We start from the raw sequence: 18,194 nt of genomic DNA on the forward strand, positions 1-18,194 counted from the left end.
AAAATAACCATATTGTTAATGTTAAATAAGTTTATTTTTTATAAATATAACTATTTGTAAAATGCTCCATTGTTGAAATAGAACTTACATAAACATTTACTCCATTAACATCTACTTTAGGAACAGCGTTTAAAATATCATTAACAAATAAAATACCTTCAACTGTAACTTCTTTTTCATCACTAAATTTAAGTTCTAATTTCTTTAATTGTTTTTTTATTTTTTTTAGTTCTTTAAGCACAAAATTTAATGGTTCGCTAAATAAATTTGCGACATAATTTGAATTTTCAGATAAAGTATCTATTGTTCTTTTTTCATTTAATCAATCAATATTTTCTGGTGGATAAAAATTTACTAAGACAACAAAAAGTTTATTTAGTGAAGGATCATAAACAATGCTATTTACTTCAATTTTATTTTGAGTTTTATCATCAGTTGCTTTAAAAATTGAAAGATCATTTGGATTAAATACCTTTAAATTTCGAAATCTTCGTTCAATTTTTTTCAGTTGTTGATTTAACGTTAAAAAATATTCCTCTTTTAACATAGCACAGATTTTTTTAGAAATATTGCTATCAAACAAATTATATTTTTTTTGCATATGATTTGCCATTCAAATAAATTCTGGATAAGCCACTAAAATTTTACTTTGATTTTTATTTAGAAAGGACAACAAAGGTTTTTTATAAATAAGATTATAATATTGTTCAATAGCTTTATAATTAAAATCTATTGCATTCTTATCAAACTCTAAGTTTTTGACTGTTAATTCAACTTCTTCAGATGAATAAATTCTGGGTACTGCAGCTGAATTAGGATTTAAAAGATTTGATGTAATATCATCTAAAGAATAAAAATTTTTTTTCAAAAACATATCTTTTATTATATCTATTAAATTAAAATAATCATTAAAAACAAGTGTCTCTGAAAAATTAAGGGTTTTATAATATTTAATAATTAGATTTTTAATAACATTATCATATTCCTTAATTTTTCATATTTTTAAATCGCTTACTATTTTTTTTCTTATTTCAGCTTCTTCTTGATACTCTTGTTGATCAAAAATATATTCATAATTTAAAGGAGCTAAAACATTTTCTGTTATTTTTGGAAAAAAAGCTTTAAGCTCACTTGCATCATTTTTATATTTAGTTAAATCACAAGAGTTTTTAACGTGTGTATAAAGTCATAAATATAAAATAATATCTTTATATCTTTCCATTGAATACACATTCTTTTTAATATATTCATCCATCCTAGAAAGAATACTTAAATTTTCAATATTGCTATCCATAAAATACATTGCCCAAGCAGTAAGCGTTTCATAGTAACTTTTCAAACTCTTTTTATAATTTTCAAAATTAAAACTCTTATTAGAGCTATTTTCATATTCATAAGCATACTCAGATGATGTAGTTAAAGTAATATATTCTTGTGAAACTAATCTAGCTGCTAAAAAAATAACACTAACAACTAATGCCTTTGAAAGTTTTTTCTCTTCATTTGTTTTATTTTCTACAAATTTATTTTCTATTTTATTAAAAGAATTATTAATATAAAAATTTAATCTAGTAGTAATTTGACTCTCCATCATTCTTTTTAAAGTTAGCATATTATTTTCATACTTTCTTAATACTGAAAATGCATCTTTTAAATCTGTACTATTAATATTAAAATAATCAAAAAAATTTAATTTTTCTTCAAAATCAAAAAAGCCATTATTACCTGATATTTTATTAAAGTTTGTTTTCATAATTTTCCCCATTAAATTTAAATTAATTATACCTTTTTTTACTCAACTTTTCATTGCTTTAATTAATCAACTATAAAAAAATTAAAACGCTATATAAAATAGCGTTTTAAAGTTAAATTTCTCTAGATATACAAACATTTTTATATCAATCATATGATTTTTTAGGAGTTCTATTTTGACTTCCTTTTCCAAAACTATCTTGATCAACATAAATTAAACCATATCGCTTAGTCATTTCACTAGTTCCATGAGAAATAATATCCATTAGACTTCAAGCAGTATAACCAATACATTCAACACCATCTTCAATTGCATTTTGAATTTGCTCCAAGTGATTTTTCATATATTCTATTCTATAATCATCATTTATTTTGCCATTTTCAAGTTTTTCATCAAAGCCAATTCCATTTTCTAAAATAAATAATGGTTTTTGATATCTATCATATAATCTATTCATTAAAATTCTTAAACCAATTGGATCAATTTGTCATCCTCATTCATTAGCTTTTAAGAATTTATTTTTTCCTGTTTTTGAAAGATTTCCCTCAGTAACATCACCTTCAATTTGATTTACCACACCACTCATGTAATAACTAAATCCTAAAAAGTCACATGTATTTTCTTTCAGTAATTTTTTATCTTCATTTGAAATTTTTAAATCAATTGAGAATTTTTTTAATAAATTTAATGAGAATTTTGAATATTCTCCTCTATGCATAACATCAAAAAAGGAATAGATTTTTAATTGTTGATCTTTTTCAGTTTTTAAAACTAACTGAGGATCACAAGATTCAGCATAATTTAATAAAGTTGCAACCATTGACCCAAATAAGAAATTTTTATTAATCTCTTTTCCTATTTTTACTGTTTGTGCATTAGCAAGAAAAATATTGTGTAAAGCATACATTGATAGACCTAAAATATTTGGGTGTTCATCATCTAATAAACCCGCTCCTGCTCAAACACTATAGTTTGCTGCATTAATTTCATTGAAGGGAATTCAATATTTGACTTTGTTTTTGTATCTTTCCATAACTGTTTTTGCAAAATTTGTATAGAACTCAATTAAGATTGGATTTTTTCAACCCCCATATTTTGCAACTAAATTATATGGCATTTCATAATGAGATATTGTGATAATAGGTTCAATTTTATTTTTTACTAACTCATCTATTAAATTATCATAAAATTCTAAACCTTTTAAATTTGGTTCTTTCTCATCTCCATTTGGAAAAATTCTTGTTCAAGCAATTGAAGTTCTAAAGCAATCATTTTTCATATCAGCTATTAATTTTACATCCTCTTTATATCTTTCATAAAAATTTACTCCAATTTTTTTGGGATATACATATTTACCATCGTCATTTAATGCTTCTTGCAATTTTTCTTTTGTCATTTTTCTTTCAGTATTTATATCTTTTCTATCCAAGTTAGGGTTATATCTTCTAAGTTCTGCAATTGAAAGACCTTTTCCATTAACATTGAAAGCCCCTTCTGCTTGATTTGCTGATATAGAACAACCTAACATCAAATCTTTACTAATCTTTTTCATTGTTAACTCCTCTTAATAAATTAATATTTTTTCTATATTCTACTTTTAATTGTTTAATCTTTATTTGATTATCTGCTTTATTTTCTTTTTGATCTAAATATGATTTTAATTGAATTTTATAATCTTGTTTTAACTTCATAATTTCTTCATTAATTTTATAAATATCAAAATCATATTCCTCTTTAAAAATTTTTAAAGTTCTTGTATTAAAGAATTTTATTTTTGAAAGTAACAGTGTTGCAAAGAAACTTACTAATATTGTTGTTAGCATACTAAATGTTCCTCAAAGTATGCTTCCCCCAGCTCAAGTATTTAGCACTATCCCTTCAGGTGGACCTGAAACAAAACCAATAATTCCTAAAAATCCAAATGGTGCAGATGATGTTCATACTCCTGATGCTGTATATAATAAACAACCAAAGTAAGTTCCAATAACAGCTCCTATCATTGGAAAGACATATTTAAGCGTAATTGAATAGATACAAGGTTCTGTTACCCCAGCAATAAATCCTGAAGTTGCATTTGTTCAAGCAATTTGTTTAACTTTTTTATTATTTTTATATCTCAAACCAAAAGCAAATGTAGCAACTGCTGTTGAAACATTAGATAAAATCAATAATCCTAAAATTAAACTTCCTTTAAATTGTGCAACATCTTGCATAATTATTGGTGTAATAGTTCTGTGAATTCCAAATATAACCATTGGAGAATATAAAGCTCCAATTAATGGCGTAAATATATATTTAGTAATATTATTTGTCATTAAATATTTAAAAGCTATTGATAAATAACTTGTAAATAGTAATCCAATTGGAGCAATAATTAAAATAGAAATTAATGATGTACTAACAATAACAATTAATGGTTCTATTAGCATTCTAAAATTTCCAAAATTTGCTTTTGTTAATAGTCTTTGTATACTAACCCCAATAAAAGCAACAAGCACCATTGGAATTACTAATCCTTCAAATGAAATTTTTCATGGGTATATAAAATCTCCAAATATATGTCATCCTGGCATTTGCCCTAGTATTGTTTCACCTTCACCAACTTTTAAATCACTTAATGCAACTAACTTGGGATTACATAAAATTGCTCCAATAACAATACCATAAATTTCATTTCCACCCATAATTTTAAAAGTCGATCAAGCAACTCCTATAACTATAAAATATGTAAGACCCCTTGATATTATTTCTGTAAATTCATTTAAATCCTTTAATCATTCTTTATCACTTGAGTTTGAAGTTAAAAAAATTGGCATACGTAACATTTCTCAAAATCCAATTGCAACCAATACTATTAATAAAGGTGCAAAGACTTGCGATATAAATGTTAAAAATGATTTCTTTTGTTTTTTAACTTCTAAATTAGAATCATTTTTGTTTGGCAAATTTGATTCTAAATTAATTCCATTTTCCTCACAAAATAATTTATAAAATTTACTTACACTAGTACCAATAATAATTTGAAATTCTCCTGAGGAGAAAATAACACCTTGAACAAATTTTAATTCTTTAATAGCTTTAGTATTAAAAAGTTTATCATCTTTTAAAACAAAGCGCAGTCTTGTCATACAATGATAGACTTTTACAATATTCTCAATACCGCCTATTAAGGAAAGTAATTTTTTAATATCTTCTTTTTTATATTCCATAATAACCTCCATATATATTTTTGCAAAATATATATGGAATGAAAAGTTAAATGAACTAGTTTGGTTTTTACAAACTAGTTCATTATAAATTTAATTTAAAGTCTAAATATTTTCAAAGATATATTAATTGAAAATTTCTATCAAGGTATCCCTTACTAAAATGTTCATTGTCAAAATAAATTGATCTTACTTTTTTTGAATTTAAATAATGTTCTCAATTTAAAGAAGCAATTACAATTATATTTGAATTTTTATTATAAACATATTCAAAAAAACCTCGTAATGAATCTGTATCTCTTCCTGAAAGTATAAAAATTGAATTTATTTCATTGTAATTTTTACTTTTAATACTAATTATATCTTTATCTAATTTAATTAATCTAACATTCATATTATTTTTTTCTAAAATATCTTCAAGAAAGTACGTCGAATAATAGGTTTGATAACCTGAAAAAATATGAAATTCATTTTTAGTGTTTCCAGAAAAAAAACTTTCAATTTTTTCAAAATTTGCTATTGCTCATTTTTCTAAATGTTGAATAGTTGTAGAAAATTCTTTTTCTATTTGATTTATATTTGATTTATTTGAATCAAAATTATTTTCATATTCTATTTTTAATCTTATTTGTAATTCCCTATATCCGCTTACTAAAGCTGCTTTTGAAAATGCTGTAATTGTTGCTTTAGAACAATTACAAATATATGCTAAATCATCTTGTGTTCTAAATATACCATTTGAAAAATCTTCTAAAATTTTCTTAGATATTATTCTATATATTGTATTTCTATTTTCTCTACCCAGATTATCTATTCTTGTATATATCGAATTCATTTTTTCTTTTCCTAATAATATAAATATTATAGAATATAAAATTAATATTTAATAAAAATTTGTTAGTTAATTAAAAAGTAGTTATAAATAAAAAAAGGAAATATAATTTCCTTTTAAAATAACTATTTCTTATCCTTTTGGTTTTTTAAATAGATAATTTTTATTAGCATTACTTGTTATTTGTGATATTTTTGTTTGACTATTACTAATTGCATGTAATCTAATATTAAAAAAACCTAAATTTAACTCCAAATCCCTAGTACTAGCTTTTTTATCTTCAAGTTTAATTCCAACTTTATCATAATAAAATTTATGACTATATCTAAATTTAATTGCAAATCTGTTTATATTCGCTTGCTCCAAAATTTTTTCATTTAAATCTGAATCTTGAACTTTACCGCTTAATACTTCAGCTAATTGCTCTGTTGAAAATAATTTTTCTGAAAAATTATCATCAAGATATTTTCAAAAATCAAAATTATCTTTTTCACTTGGATCAAATATTGCCAATGTTGGTCCAGCATTTTCCTCTTTTGAAACATCTTTGAAATTATAATTTTCATGAATAACATTAATAGAATTAAATAAATTATTTGATAATGAACTTAAAGTTTTAGAGTTATTCATTGAATAATCAAATGGCAAACTAAGATCTGGTAGTGCAAAGAAATCATCGTTATATGTAACTGTAAGATTACTAATATTAATAAAACCATAATTCAGTACATTTGTTGATGAAAAATCTTCTGGATTTAAATTTAATTTTTTTATGTACTCTTTGTAAGCACTATTAAATTTGTCAAATTTATTACCTTTATCCAATCAAAATTGAATAACTTTTTGAGCATCAAATACATTATAACCTTCTTGATTTCCTAATAAATAATTTTCTATAAATTTATAATTATCATCATATTTGTCAAATATTATTGAATCAGTAGTTAGAAAATTATCTGTTTCAATATATCTATTATCAGAAGCTAATTTTACATTTTGTCCGCTTAAATTAAATTCTAATTCAGATTGATCTTTAAAGATTGTGTTTAACTCTTTATCAATTATCTCTTTACGTAAAATTCCTTCTTGATTTGTGATATCTAAATATTTTATTAAAGGTTCTTCAGTCGATTTATAACCTTCTTCTGCATTTTCAAAAAGAGATTCATTTGTTAAGTGCAAAGCACTTTCATTACTTTTAAAGATTTCTGCTTGATAATTTTCTAAAAAGTTTGAAACAAGTGAAGCAAATACTTTATCATTTGTTAAAGAAAAAACTAAATTATATCCAGAATATGTTTTTGTTTGATTTTTTCCATCTCTACTATAATTTCACTCAAATTCAATCTCTACTTGAAATTGATAAATTTCATTTTCATCATTATCAGAATTACCATTTAAAATGCTTGTTTTGAATTCATTTTTAATATTCATTTTTTCATATACATTATCAACATTTGCTAAAAAATAAGAATAACCATTATCAATATCTTTTTTTAACTCATTTAAATTTTGACTCAATTCATTTAAGTTTAATACATTTTTTAAGTCTTCTTCAAGAAGTAATTTTTGATCTTCTTGACCTTCAAAAGTTCCATTACCACTATCATCTACTTCTAGTTCTGCTAAACTTTTGTAATTAAGTAATTTATATCCCTTTGGATTATCATTTTTATCTTTAATAACATTAACTAATTTTGAAGAGTTATTTGCTAAATGCTTTGAAAATATATTATTAACTTCATTTTGTAAGTTTTCAAGTATCTTATCATAATCTGGTTCCGGAGGACCTATTTCTGGGTCTGGTTTTTTATTACCACATGCTATTACAGTAACACTTGTTGATGCAACAAGTGTTACTGAACCTAATAAACTTAATAATTTTTTCATATTTTTCTCCTTATATGTATAACATATACATATATCTTAATTAGAAATACTATAAAAAATTTTAAATATTATAAAATGATTTTTGAAATTAGTTAAATCTAAATTTTTGTATATTCTTTTAATAAACAACTTTCACAAATTTCTTTCAATCTATTTAATTGACTTATTAAAATAAAATTAGCTGGATTACCACATTGAATACACAAAGAATTATTATTAGATAATTTTGCTCCTGTATTAGTTATAATGCAATCTTTACAAAAAAATACTATACTATTTACTTGATTAATTTTTTTATAAGTTGCTGGCTTCTTACAATTTTCACATAAATATTTTTCCATTATTTTCACTTCAATTCTTATATCTTAATTATATTTAAAAATGGTTAAATATAAAGTTTTTATTATTAAATTCGAACTTCTTTTTAAAACATAAAATTTTAAAGTTTTAAAAAAAAATTTGATTTTTAAACTTTTTTTTGATATATTTATTAATGTCCTTTGGACAGGGCTATGAACATTAAATTTTGATGTTACAAATTCGTCAATAGTTTGTAAATTTCATTCTTTAATTCAATATAACATCCTTTCTTTCGATTAGGTCACTTTGTTCTCATAGCCTTTTACGTGACCTTTCATTACTCATTCATATCTTTTTAATTATTAGCAAATCAATAATATGCGAAAGCATGATTAATAATAATATATAAAAAAAGCACTTCCCTAAAGTGCTTTTTTTATATATTATTTTAAACAATAATTATTTTCCTTTTCTTAAATTTTTTTCTTCTTTTTTCAATCTTTTTAATTCTTTTTTAGATTTAGGTTCATCAATATTTTGTCTATTTAAATATGCTTTTTCGGCCTCATCTAATTCAACTTGACTTTGTTGTGAAGCAATAATCTTTTCATCAATTTTATTTTTATCCACTTCAGATTCTTCTTTGATAGACTCTTCGTTTTGAGATTTAGATTCTTCTTCCTCATCATCATCGTCAAAGGTTTCGTCTTCTTCCTCTACAGTTTCTTCTTCCTCTAAAATTTCTTCTTCTTCCTCATCATCAGAATTTACAATAATTGATTTTAAAATTTCATTCTCATTTAAAATAGCTGTTTTTTCTTCAATAACTGAGTTAATTTTATTATTAAGATCTTTAAGTTTTTCTTGTAATTCCTTATTTTCCTTACTCATATCTTGAGGAATAGCCATAGTATTATTAACATTATTATGATTCAGATTACATTGTCCATGAGAACAACAATTATATACTCTTCTTACTCTATTCTGACTTTTAGGAATAGGAGTTACAACTGTAGTTGGTGGATTATAAAATTTATTAATATTATTTGGGAACCCAAAATTAATAGTATTTGCTGCTTGAACAAAATTAGTTGCATCTTCTAACTTAATAAATTTAGCCACTAATAAATTAGATAAAGTATTAATTACACAATAACTTCCATTAATAAAATTTATAATATACATTTTCTTAACCCCCATTTGTAGAAAAAATTATCTACTAAATTATTATAACACAAAAAAAACACTTTTTTAAAGTTATATATTATAACCAATAATATTACTAATTACTAGTATTTTAGCAATATTATTTCAAAGATGAATTATAATCAGGATTCTTAGGATTACTTGAAACATATTTCTTTCAATAAGTATTTACTTTATCTTTATATTGATTTGGAATTGCTACCAATGAGTAAAATTCACCATAAAGCCTATTTTCATCTTGTCACCAATTACTTGATTCACTTAAATCCTGATCATATCTTTTTCCATAAATATTTGTTTGACCTGCATAAATATTAAGTTTAAATTCTGATTCTCAAATTGTTTCTATACCCTTTTGAAATATTTCTTCTCTATTGGTTGAATTGCTGTTACTATTTTGATCAGTAATAACAACAGCTACTTCCTGTTCTTTTAACAATTTTGCAAAAGCAATATCATCGTCTGCTTTATTGAAATCACCTTTACCTATTTTTCAATAATCAAGTGAAATATCTGAATTGTGAATTCCAATTTTATTATTTGAATCAAATGAGAATATATCTGATAATTTTTCATTTGCTTTATTGTTTATCAATGCTAATAAGTGATAAATTCTTCATGATTCGTCTGTGATACCAACTGTTGAACCATTTGGATCTAAACTAATAGCTTTTTCCAAAGCTTTAAGCATTTTATTTTCAATAATTTCTTCACTTGGATCAGCAATCGTTTCATCAAAGTCAAAAATATCATAGTTTATAGAAATCTTTTTCTCATATTTTTTTAATAATTCAGCACTTGTATAATCTTTTTCATCATCATGTTTAAAAAATCTATGATGTAAAAATATATTTCTAAATCCCTTATCTGCAATATAATTATCATTTGGTCTATTATTATCAGGAGAATATCATTGTTCTTCTCCTCCCTTAATTGGAGTTGAATTACCTCAATATTGAACTTCAAATTTATATTGATTATCAAAACCAAAGTCTAAATAATCATTTACCAAAGTTAAAGGTATTTGTTTTTGATTATTAGATACAGTTTTAAATAAAGTTGCATTTAAATCTCCATTGTAAAAAGCTTTATGATAACTATATGGATCATTTCTATCTCTTGAATCTTCAATTACTGCTTTCAAAGTTTCTCTGAAACTATTTTTACTAATTGATTTAAAAACACAATCCTCATTTTGAATTGTATCTAACATATTAATTAATGTCTCTACATTTTTTAAATTAGAATTAACTGATGATAATTGACTAATGTCTTCACATAATCTTCTAAGTTTATTTATCATCGATTTAACTATAATTAAAGATTCTTCTTCTTCACCTTCATTTGCCAATAATGGATTACCATCTTTATCTTTTAAATTTTTTCTATCAATTGAGTTCGTCATTAAAATAACATAAATTTGATTTTTTATAACATTTGCAATATGCTCAGGTTTTAAACCCTCACCAATAAAAAATGGATTGTTTAAAAGATAGTCATTTAAAGCATCTTCAATTTCTTGTTTGCTTACTTGTAAAACCTTATTTACAAAGTCTAACATAATAATTTTATTATTGACAAAATCAGTTGCACTAGGCGAATAATTAAAAAAACCTATTGGAATTGAACCAACATTTTCATTTAAAATTTTATCCAATTCAATTAATTCACTTGAATTAGCATAACCTTGATAAATAACTCCCAAATCAGGGTTATTAGGATTTAAAAAGCTATCTTGAGTATTAGCAGTGTCACCACCATAAATTACTTTTTCATTTGATAATTCTCGTTGAACTTTACCATAGTTATTTGCAACAACTCTTCTATTTATATTAATTCTTGCATATTTGGCACGCTCAACACCATTTCATCCAGTTTTATCTTGATTTAAAAAAGTAACAGATAAAGATCATTTAGATTCATCCTCTTTTTCATTTCTTTTATTCATTCATCCACTAACATTATTAAATAGAGATAAATCCTCTTTTGCTAATAAATCCTTAATTGACCATTGTGATTGTCAAGTTAATTTATTTGCAATTCACCCATATCCAGGTACTTTTGAAGATATTTCATTTAATAATTGATTTGACATAATAAAAACTCCTAAACTTTGTTTCAAAAATGAACCATTAGGATTTTTATTAATTAATTCATTTAAGTCCAAAGCCTTTATAATTGCATCAATTTCTTCTGGAGAAACTAAAGTATTGATTTTAACACCATTTTTAACTAAATCTTTGGTTGTTAAATTATAAATAGACATAATTTTTTCTTCATCAGTGTAAGTTAAACTAAGATCAAGTCCACCTTTACAAGCAACGACACTTACAGATGAAAAAACTGCTACACTTAAAGACCCTAAAATAGCACATAATTTTTTCATAATTTAACTTCCTTTCAATTTTATTTTATTATACTATTGTTACTCTTGTTTTTTCTTCTTGTTTGCCTTTATTTCTAATTTTTGAAGTTTTAATTCACGTTTAATTTCTTTTCTTTTATATCTTCAATTGTTAAACATATCAATAAGTCTTTGAAATTGCTTTCCAACTCAAGAAAGTACCATCCAGATTACTCAAAAAATTATAATTGAAGCAAATAAACAACCTATTGAGTAGTATAAGATTCCACATACTCCAGCAATTCTTTCTCCAATATTATCACTAAACCCATTTGAAACAGCTCTATAAGCTTGATGAGGAAGAATACCCCCACCACCAAGATAAGTTAAAAGTCCTGGAATTATTATAAAAACCGTAGCTATTGCTAAGAAATGAATAAAAGTTGACCAATATAAATACTTTTTTTTAGGAACATCAATAAATTTATCACTCAATTTCTCTTGAATTAATCAATTTGTAAAAGTGAAATATAAAAATGGAATAATTGGAATAATTGGAATATAACCAATAATTGATGCTGCAAAAATGAAACCTTGACTAGATTTAGGTTCATGTCTTGATTCTCCCAACAATGAGTATAGTCCCTTAAATCAATAATGAAAGCCCCCATTTGCATGTGGCACTGCATACGAAAGTGATAACATAAAAATTTGAAAAATTAACAATCCTATAATTGTACTTATCATTCAAAACATTTTATATAACCTTTTATATGGCCTTAATCTTATTAAAAACTGACTAATTTTTTTCATATTTTTACTCCATAATAATATTTTAAATGAAAAACTCTATTTTAATTTAAGAAAAACAAAAAAATACTTTATTAATTTTACTATTAAATAGATAGTAAAATAAGAAAAGTGAGGTATTTAATGAAAGTCTTAAAAGTAACACCCAGAGGTTTTTGCCTTGGAGTTGTAGTTTCTATAAAAATGGCAAAAGATACAGTAAAAGCTTATCCAGATAAAAAAATATATATGATTGGGCTTTTAGTACATAATAAAATAATTGTAAAAGAGTTAGAAGAACTTGGTATTATAGCTATTGATGATTGAAAAAAATCTCGTTTAGATATTATAAAAACAATACCCAAAGGTAGCGTTGTGATTTTTTCAGCACATGGAACTGATTTAAAAGTATTAAAAGTAGCTGAAGAACAAGGATTAATTATTGTAGATACAAAGTGCGAATGAGTTTTAGAAACAGAAAATATAATAAAAAAATATTTAAATCTTGGTTTTGACATTGTTTTTATAGGAAAGCACGATCATCCAGAGACAATTGCTTTAACAAGTTTAGATAATAAGAAAATTCATTTAGTTACCAATACTCAAGAAGTTGAAAATTTAAGTATAAGTAATAAAGATATTTTTATCACAAATCAAACAACCCTTTCAATAATTGATACTGATTTAATATATAAAAAAATAAAGGAAAAATATGAAAATGCTATTTTTAAAAATGATATTTGTGAAGCTACTCTTGTTAGACAACAAGCAGTATTAGATTTAGATCCCAAAGAAGTTGATCTTTTATATGTTGTTGGAGATGAAAGAAGTAATAACACAATGAAATTAGTGGAATTGGCTTTAAATAAGGGCATAAATTCAATAAGAATAAATCGTAAAGAAGAAATTGAAATTAAGGATTTAAAAAATATTAATACTGTTGCTGTAACTGCTGGTGCTTCAACATCAAGCATAATTCAAAACCAAGTTATAAAATATCTAGAAGAACTAAAAAACGAAACTCAATAGTTTCGTTTTTTAAATACCTCTATAAAATAATAAATGTATTTTTAATATCAAATGCACTTATTTTTACTTCATCACTGAATGTTTTTAATAATTTATTTTCTAAGTCATCAATAAAGTGATTTTCCATATAATGACCTAAAGTTAATAAATCCATTTTATTTTGGTCGGCATAAAGTCATTCATTTCACTTTGCCTCACCTGTTACAAAAAATTCATTTTGTAATTGTAATTCCATCATTGTAGAAGCTCCAGCCCCTGGTGTTAAATAAATATATTCAATTTCTTTTTCCAAATTTGAATTTCTTGTTAAAAGAGCTTGCTGTTTTCCAAAAATAAATTTTAATTTTTCAATTACTTCTTTTAAACTTAATGAGCCCAATAATTTTATTTTATATCCTTCATTAAAGACTCCAACCTTTTCAACATTTTTTACATTTAATTGTGTTTCAATTAAATCAATAATATTTTGTTTTTCACTATTATCATAGTTTGTATGAATGGAAAATACTTGAATTTCATTTTTTATACATAAATCATAGATTTCTTTTTTTGCTAAATTCTTCATCTCTATTTCTAAATCAAAAAATAAAAATGGGTGTCTACTAATAATAAAATTTGATTTATTTGCAATTGCAAACTCCACAACTTCTTTTGTAACATCAAGACAAATAACTATATGAGAAATTTCATCTTGACTTTCTAAGTTATAGACTTCCTCTAATTGTAAACCAATTTTATCTCATTCAGATGCATTCTTTTGAGGAAAGACATCATTTAAATAGTTAATTAAAGCATTTGCTTTTATTTTATTCATTAATTAAAATTCTCCTTCTTAGAAGTTTACTTATAATCTTTTGTTTTTTTAAAGTCTCTTTATACTTTACATCTTTTTTAGGTATATGTTTTAATAAATTTAAAAGTTTTTGTTCTTCTTCTAATCATTTTTGTAAAAATAATTTATTGTTTTTTTCACGTTGTAATAAAGGTCCAAATATAATATCTTTTTTATTTTTAATTTTTGTTCCAGCAAATTTATTAATCTTTATTATTTCATAAATAATTTTATTGTCCTCAATAATTATTTCATTTTCCACAAAATATTTCATTTTTTTCGCTCAACTTCTAATTGGCTCTAAATTAGTATTTGGTGCAATAACATAAGAATAAATATTTTCATTATCATGTTTTAGAATATCTAAAATAGATGTCGAACCCATTCCAGCAATGATACATGAATCGAGTTTTATTTCATTAGAAATAGTTCATTGAATTCCATCTGCAAGTATTGTTTCAACTTTATCTGCAACTCCAAATGAAGCAATATTATTTTTTGCTACATCAAGTGGTTTTTTTGCAACATCAGTTGCATATATTTTTTTGGCCTTACCATCTTTGGCTAAATAAATTGGAAGATATGCATGATCTGTTCCAATATCTGCAACAACTTCTCCTTCTGTAATTAATTTGGCCAATGAAAATAATCTCGGTGTTAGAAAACTCAATTTTATCCTTTAAAGAAATCTCTTAAGACTCTTGCCTTGGGATTTGATGCAGATGGTTTAAATTTTCTAATTGTTTTTGCTTCAATTTGTCTAATTCTTTCTCTTGTAACTTTTAATTCTTTTCCAACTTCTTCTAAAGTTTTTGGTGAATCAAATTTTGAAAGATGCATTTGAATAATTGAACTTTTATATTTTTGAATTCTTTCAATTGATGTGTCATAGTGAATATCTAAATCAGTTATTTCTTGTTTTAAATCTTCAAAACTATCATCATCACATTCCTCAGCTAGTCTAACTAGTGTTCTTAATTTAGTTGGTAGAATCCCAAATCTCATTCTAACAACTTTCTCTTCTCTTGGTGCAAGAATATCACAAAATACTTCATCAATAACTTCTCTTAAAGCTTCTTTTTCAGCATAGTCATCTGGTGATGAGATATCTTTATCTTCAACAAAATCCCCAAAGTGAGTGTCATCTTCATCACCAAATGGTTTTTCTAAACTAACTGGTTCAATTGATAATTTTTTAATTTCTATAACTTTTTGTGGAGTTATTCCTTTACCAAAAGTTTTTGCAATTTCTTTTGAAGTTGGATCTCTTCCCAATTCTTGAGTTAATTGTCTTTCAATTCTTGTAAGTTTGTTAATTGTTTCAACCATATGAACTGGAATACGAATTGTTCTTGCTTGGTCAGCAATAGCTCTAGTTATTGCTTGACGAATTCATCAAGTAGCATAAGTTGAAAATTTAAATCCTTTTTTATAATCAAATTTATCAACAGCTTTCATTAATCCAATATTTCCCTCTTCAATTAAATCAGCAAAGTCAAGTCCTCTATTTAAATGTTTTCTAGCAACAGAAATAACTAATTTAAGGTTTGAAGTAATTAATTTATCTCTACCTTCTTTTGCAATAATTGGATCACTGTCCTCTAACATTTTTGCATATTCAACTTCTTCATCTTTTGTTAAGATTTTTGAAGATCCAATCTGATTAAAGTAAGATTTAATAATATCTTGAATTTTTGTTTCATTGCTTATTCCCCCAACACGATATTTTACTGGCGCATTGTTTTCATTAGCTTTTTTTAAATCTTTTCTTTCTTTATCTCTTTTTCTAAATTCACCTTCAAGTTCATCAGCTTCATCTTCATCTTCATCATCGTCATCATCTAAGTCATCTTCGTCTTCAATAAAATCATCTGTAAATACAACTTCTCTTTTTGCTAGTTCATCAAAAAGTAAACTAATCTCTTCTTCTTCAATATCTTGAAATTTTTTAAAAATAACTTCTTGGATTTCCTCTTGAGCTATCTCATTATCATTTTTATCTAAATAGATTCAAAGATACTCTTTAAATTCTTCCATTGTTTCAAATTTTTTTAAATTTAATGCCATTATATTTTTCTCCTTTTTTCATATATTTTATTTCTAAGTTTTAACAGTTCTTCTCGATGCTCTGCATAATTTATTTTTAATTCATTATCATTTGTAGAATTAATTTTTTGACTATAAAGCATTATTTCATCTTCAATTTTATAAAGTTCAATTGCATCAAAACAATCTTCTAACCCCTTTGGTGATAATGTTTTTTGCAAAGCAGTGAAGTGTCTATTTTTTATTTCAAAAATATATTCACAATAGTTTTTGTTAAGTTTTTTTATTTCATTTGCTATTTGTTCTCAATTATGACCAACATAACTATTTCTTTTATATTGATCAATTATAAAATTAATTGTACGTTTTACATTAATATTTTCAATATTATTTATTTTTTTATCCAAGCTATCAAGCAAGGAATCATTATCCAAAATATTTCAAACTATTGCAGCCTCTGCAAAATTTTTTGAGTGATTCTTTTTGACCTCATTAACATTTGCTTGCACTATTTTATCTTTTTTAATAGTTTCATAACCATATTCTGGAATTTCAAAATGTGAATTTTCATCCTGGACAAAACTATTTAACATTCTGTTTATATAATCCTGTCCAGGATTGAAATCATCTATATTATTTTCTTGAGAGTATAGATTATTTGTAGCACTTACTTTTATTTTACTTACCGCTTTATTTAAAGTTTTAAACAAAGTACTTTTCTCAATTTTGGTAATACTTGCTAGGTTTGCAATAACTGAATCAACAATATTTTCCTTTGATTCATATTTTAAAACTGAGATAACTTTTTCAATAAACTCATTAACTTTTATAGAATTTTGTATATCTAAATCTTTTGAAAAAAATCTAGTTGCAAAGTTTGCTGGATGAGAACTATTTTCAATCATTTGATTAATTAAATTTTTGTCTCCAGCTTTAACAAGTTCATCAGGGTCCTTACCTGTATTATTTTCAATTATTGTTACATCAATTTTTCTTTCAAGTAAGAATTGCGATATTTTTAAAGCTGCATTAACACCAGCTTTATCTCCGTCTAAAAATAATTTATATTTTTTAGCTACTCTTGAAAATAGTTTTAAATGATAATCACTCATTGCAGTTCCCATTATGGCAACCGAATTTTTAATATCAATGGATTCTAAACTTATTACATCCATAAAGCCTTCTAAAATAATTATTTCATTTTTAATTCTAGCTTCTTTTTTTGCTTTATCAAAATTATAAGCTAATTGTGACTTTTTAAAAATTAAATTTTCACTACTATTTTTATATTTAGGTGAGTCGCTTGAGTTAATTACTCTTCCTGAAAACCCAATAATATTTGAGTCCTCATTTGTTATTGGAAAAATTAATCTATTTTCAAAAGTACAATTATAATCTATACCACTTTTATAAACAATTGCTGATTCAAAAATATTTTCTTGAGAAAAACCCAATTTAATTAAATAATCATAGACTTTTACATTTTTTGGACAAAAACCTATTTTAAATCTTTCAATTTCTTGTTCACTAATTTTTCTTTCCTTCAAATAATTTTTAGCTTTTGTTGAAAGTGAAGATATTAACAATCCATTAAAAAAATTTGCTGCAGCTTTATTTATTTCAAATAATATACTTTCTTTTGAATTATATTTTTTCTTATCTTCAAACTCTTTTAAGCCATCTATTTTGATATTTAATTCCTTTGCAATTAAAGCAAGAGCTTTAAAAAAAGTTATATTATTAAATTCTTGTACAAAAGTAATGACATTACCACCAGTTCCACAAACAAAACATTTAAATATTTTTTTATCAGGCGACACATTCATTGAAGGATCTGAATCATCATGAAATGGACAAACTGCTACATAATTTCTTCCTTTTTTTTGAAGGTCAATATATTTGCCAATAACATCAACAATATTAGCTTTTGATAAAACCAAATCAATTTGATTTTGTGATATTGCCAA

General features: G+C 24.2%; 14 protein-coding genes. 1 reads left to right on the forward strand and 13 read right to left on the reverse strand.

Annotation, left to right across the window (positions count from 1 at the left end; translation table 4 throughout):
- Positions 1-31 precede the first annotated feature (31 nt).
- The 9 genes from SCANT_RS03620 to SCANT_RS03665 form a co-directional block, all read right to left on the reverse strand.
- On the reverse strand, positions 32-1,753 hold the full coding sequence (locus tag SCANT_RS03620) for a hypothetical protein (protein WP_053946367.1): 1,722 nt from the start codon (positions 1,751-1,753) through the stop codon (positions 32-34).
- A 112-nt stretch (positions 1,754-1,865) separates the two neighbouring features.
- Positions 1,866-3,305, reverse strand: a complete 1,440-nt coding sequence (locus SCANT_RS03625; RefSeq protein WP_053946368.1) for a glycoside hydrolase family 1 protein — start codon at positions 3,303-3,305, stop codon at positions 1,866-1,868.
- Positions 3,292-4,962 carry a PTS transporter subunit EIIB gene (locus tag SCANT_RS03630; RefSeq protein WP_053946369.1) on the reverse strand — a complete coding sequence of 557 codons (1,671 nt, stop codon included), beginning with the start codon at positions 4,960-4,962 and terminating at the stop codon, positions 3,292-3,294. The genes SCANT_RS03625 and SCANT_RS03630 overlap by 14 nt, the downstream gene beginning before the upstream one ends.
- 82 nt (positions 4,963-5,044) lie before the next feature.
- The gene (locus SCANT_RS03635; RefSeq protein WP_053946370.1) at positions 5,045-5,794 is read right to left on the reverse strand and encodes a hypothetical protein; all 750 of its coding nucleotides are present in this window, start codon (positions 5,792-5,794) and stop codon (positions 5,045-5,047) included.
- Positions 5,795-5,923: 129 nt separating this feature from the next.
- Positions 5,924-7,681 (reverse strand): lipoprotein, encoded by a 1,758-nt coding sequence (locus SCANT_RS03640; RefSeq protein ID WP_053946371.1) that lies wholly within the window; start codon positions 7,679-7,681, stop codon positions 5,924-5,926.
- Positions 7,682-7,779: 98 nt separating this feature from the next.
- Complete coding sequence (locus SCANT_RS03645; RefSeq protein WP_053946372.1) at positions 7,780-8,022, reverse strand: hypothetical protein; 243 nt, start codon at positions 8,020-8,022, stop codon at positions 7,780-7,782.
- 418 nt (positions 8,023-8,440) lie between these two features.
- The gene (locus SCANT_RS05435; protein WP_053946374.1) at positions 8,441-9,166 is read right to left on the reverse strand and encodes a hypothetical protein; all 726 of its coding nucleotides are present in this window, start codon (positions 9,164-9,166) and stop codon (positions 8,441-8,443) included.
- Between the two features lie 121 nt (positions 9,167-9,287).
- The gene (locus tag SCANT_RS03660) at positions 9,288-11,573 is read right to left on the reverse strand and encodes a hypothetical protein (protein ID WP_053946375.1); all 2,286 of its coding nucleotides are present in this window, start codon (positions 11,571-11,573) and stop codon (positions 9,288-9,290) included.
- 39 nt (positions 11,574-11,612) lie between these two features.
- Positions 11,613-12,278 carry a hypothetical protein gene (locus SCANT_RS03665; protein ID WP_144416885.1) on the reverse strand — a complete coding sequence of 222 codons (666 nt, stop codon included), beginning with the start codon at positions 12,276-12,278 and terminating at the stop codon, positions 11,613-11,615.
- Positions 12,279-12,464: 186 nt separating this feature from the next.
- Between SCANT_RS03665 and ispH the strand changes: the two genes are divergently transcribed.
- Positions 12,465-13,349, forward strand: a complete 885-nt coding sequence (gene ispH, locus SCANT_RS03670; RefSeq protein ID WP_053946377.1) for a 4-hydroxy-3-methylbut-2-enyl diphosphate reductase — start codon at positions 12,465-12,467, stop codon at positions 13,347-13,349.
- Between the two features lie 19 nt (positions 13,350-13,368).
- Here the strand turns inward: ispH and SCANT_RS03675 are convergent, their stop codons facing one another.
- Genes SCANT_RS03675 through dnaG form a run of 4 tightly spaced genes read right to left on the reverse strand, consistent with a single transcriptional unit; the run spans position 13,369 to position 18,194 of the window.
- On the reverse strand, positions 13,369-14,163 hold the full coding sequence (locus SCANT_RS03675) for a Nif3-like dinuclear metal center hexameric protein (protein ID WP_053946378.1): 795 nt from the start codon (positions 14,161-14,163) through the stop codon (positions 13,369-13,371).
- Positions 14,156-14,851: a tRNA (adenine(22)-N(1))-methyltransferase gene (locus tag SCANT_RS03680; protein WP_053946379.1), complete on the reverse strand. Its 696-nt coding sequence runs from the start codon at positions 14,849-14,851 to the stop codon at positions 14,156-14,158. Before SCANT_RS03680 ends, SCANT_RS03675 begins: the two co-directional genes overlap by 8 nt.
- 2 nt (positions 14,852-14,853) lie before the next feature.
- Entirely contained in the window at positions 14,854-16,248 is a 1,395-nt protein-coding gene (locus tag SCANT_RS03685; RefSeq protein ID WP_053946380.1) for a sigma-70 family RNA polymerase sigma factor, read from the reverse strand.
- The gene (gene dnaG / locus SCANT_RS03690) at positions 16,248-18,194 is read right to left on the reverse strand and encodes a DNA primase (protein ID WP_053946381.1); all 1,947 of its coding nucleotides are present in this window, start codon (positions 18,192-18,194) and stop codon (positions 16,248-16,250) included. The genes SCANT_RS03685 and dnaG overlap by 1 nt, the downstream gene beginning before the upstream one ends.

This window comes from Spiroplasma cantharicola, from assembly GCF_001281045.1.
Taxonomy (GTDB): domain Bacteria; phylum Bacillota_I; class Bacilli_A; order Mycoplasmatales; family Mycoplasmataceae; genus Spiroplasma_A; species Spiroplasma_A cantharicola.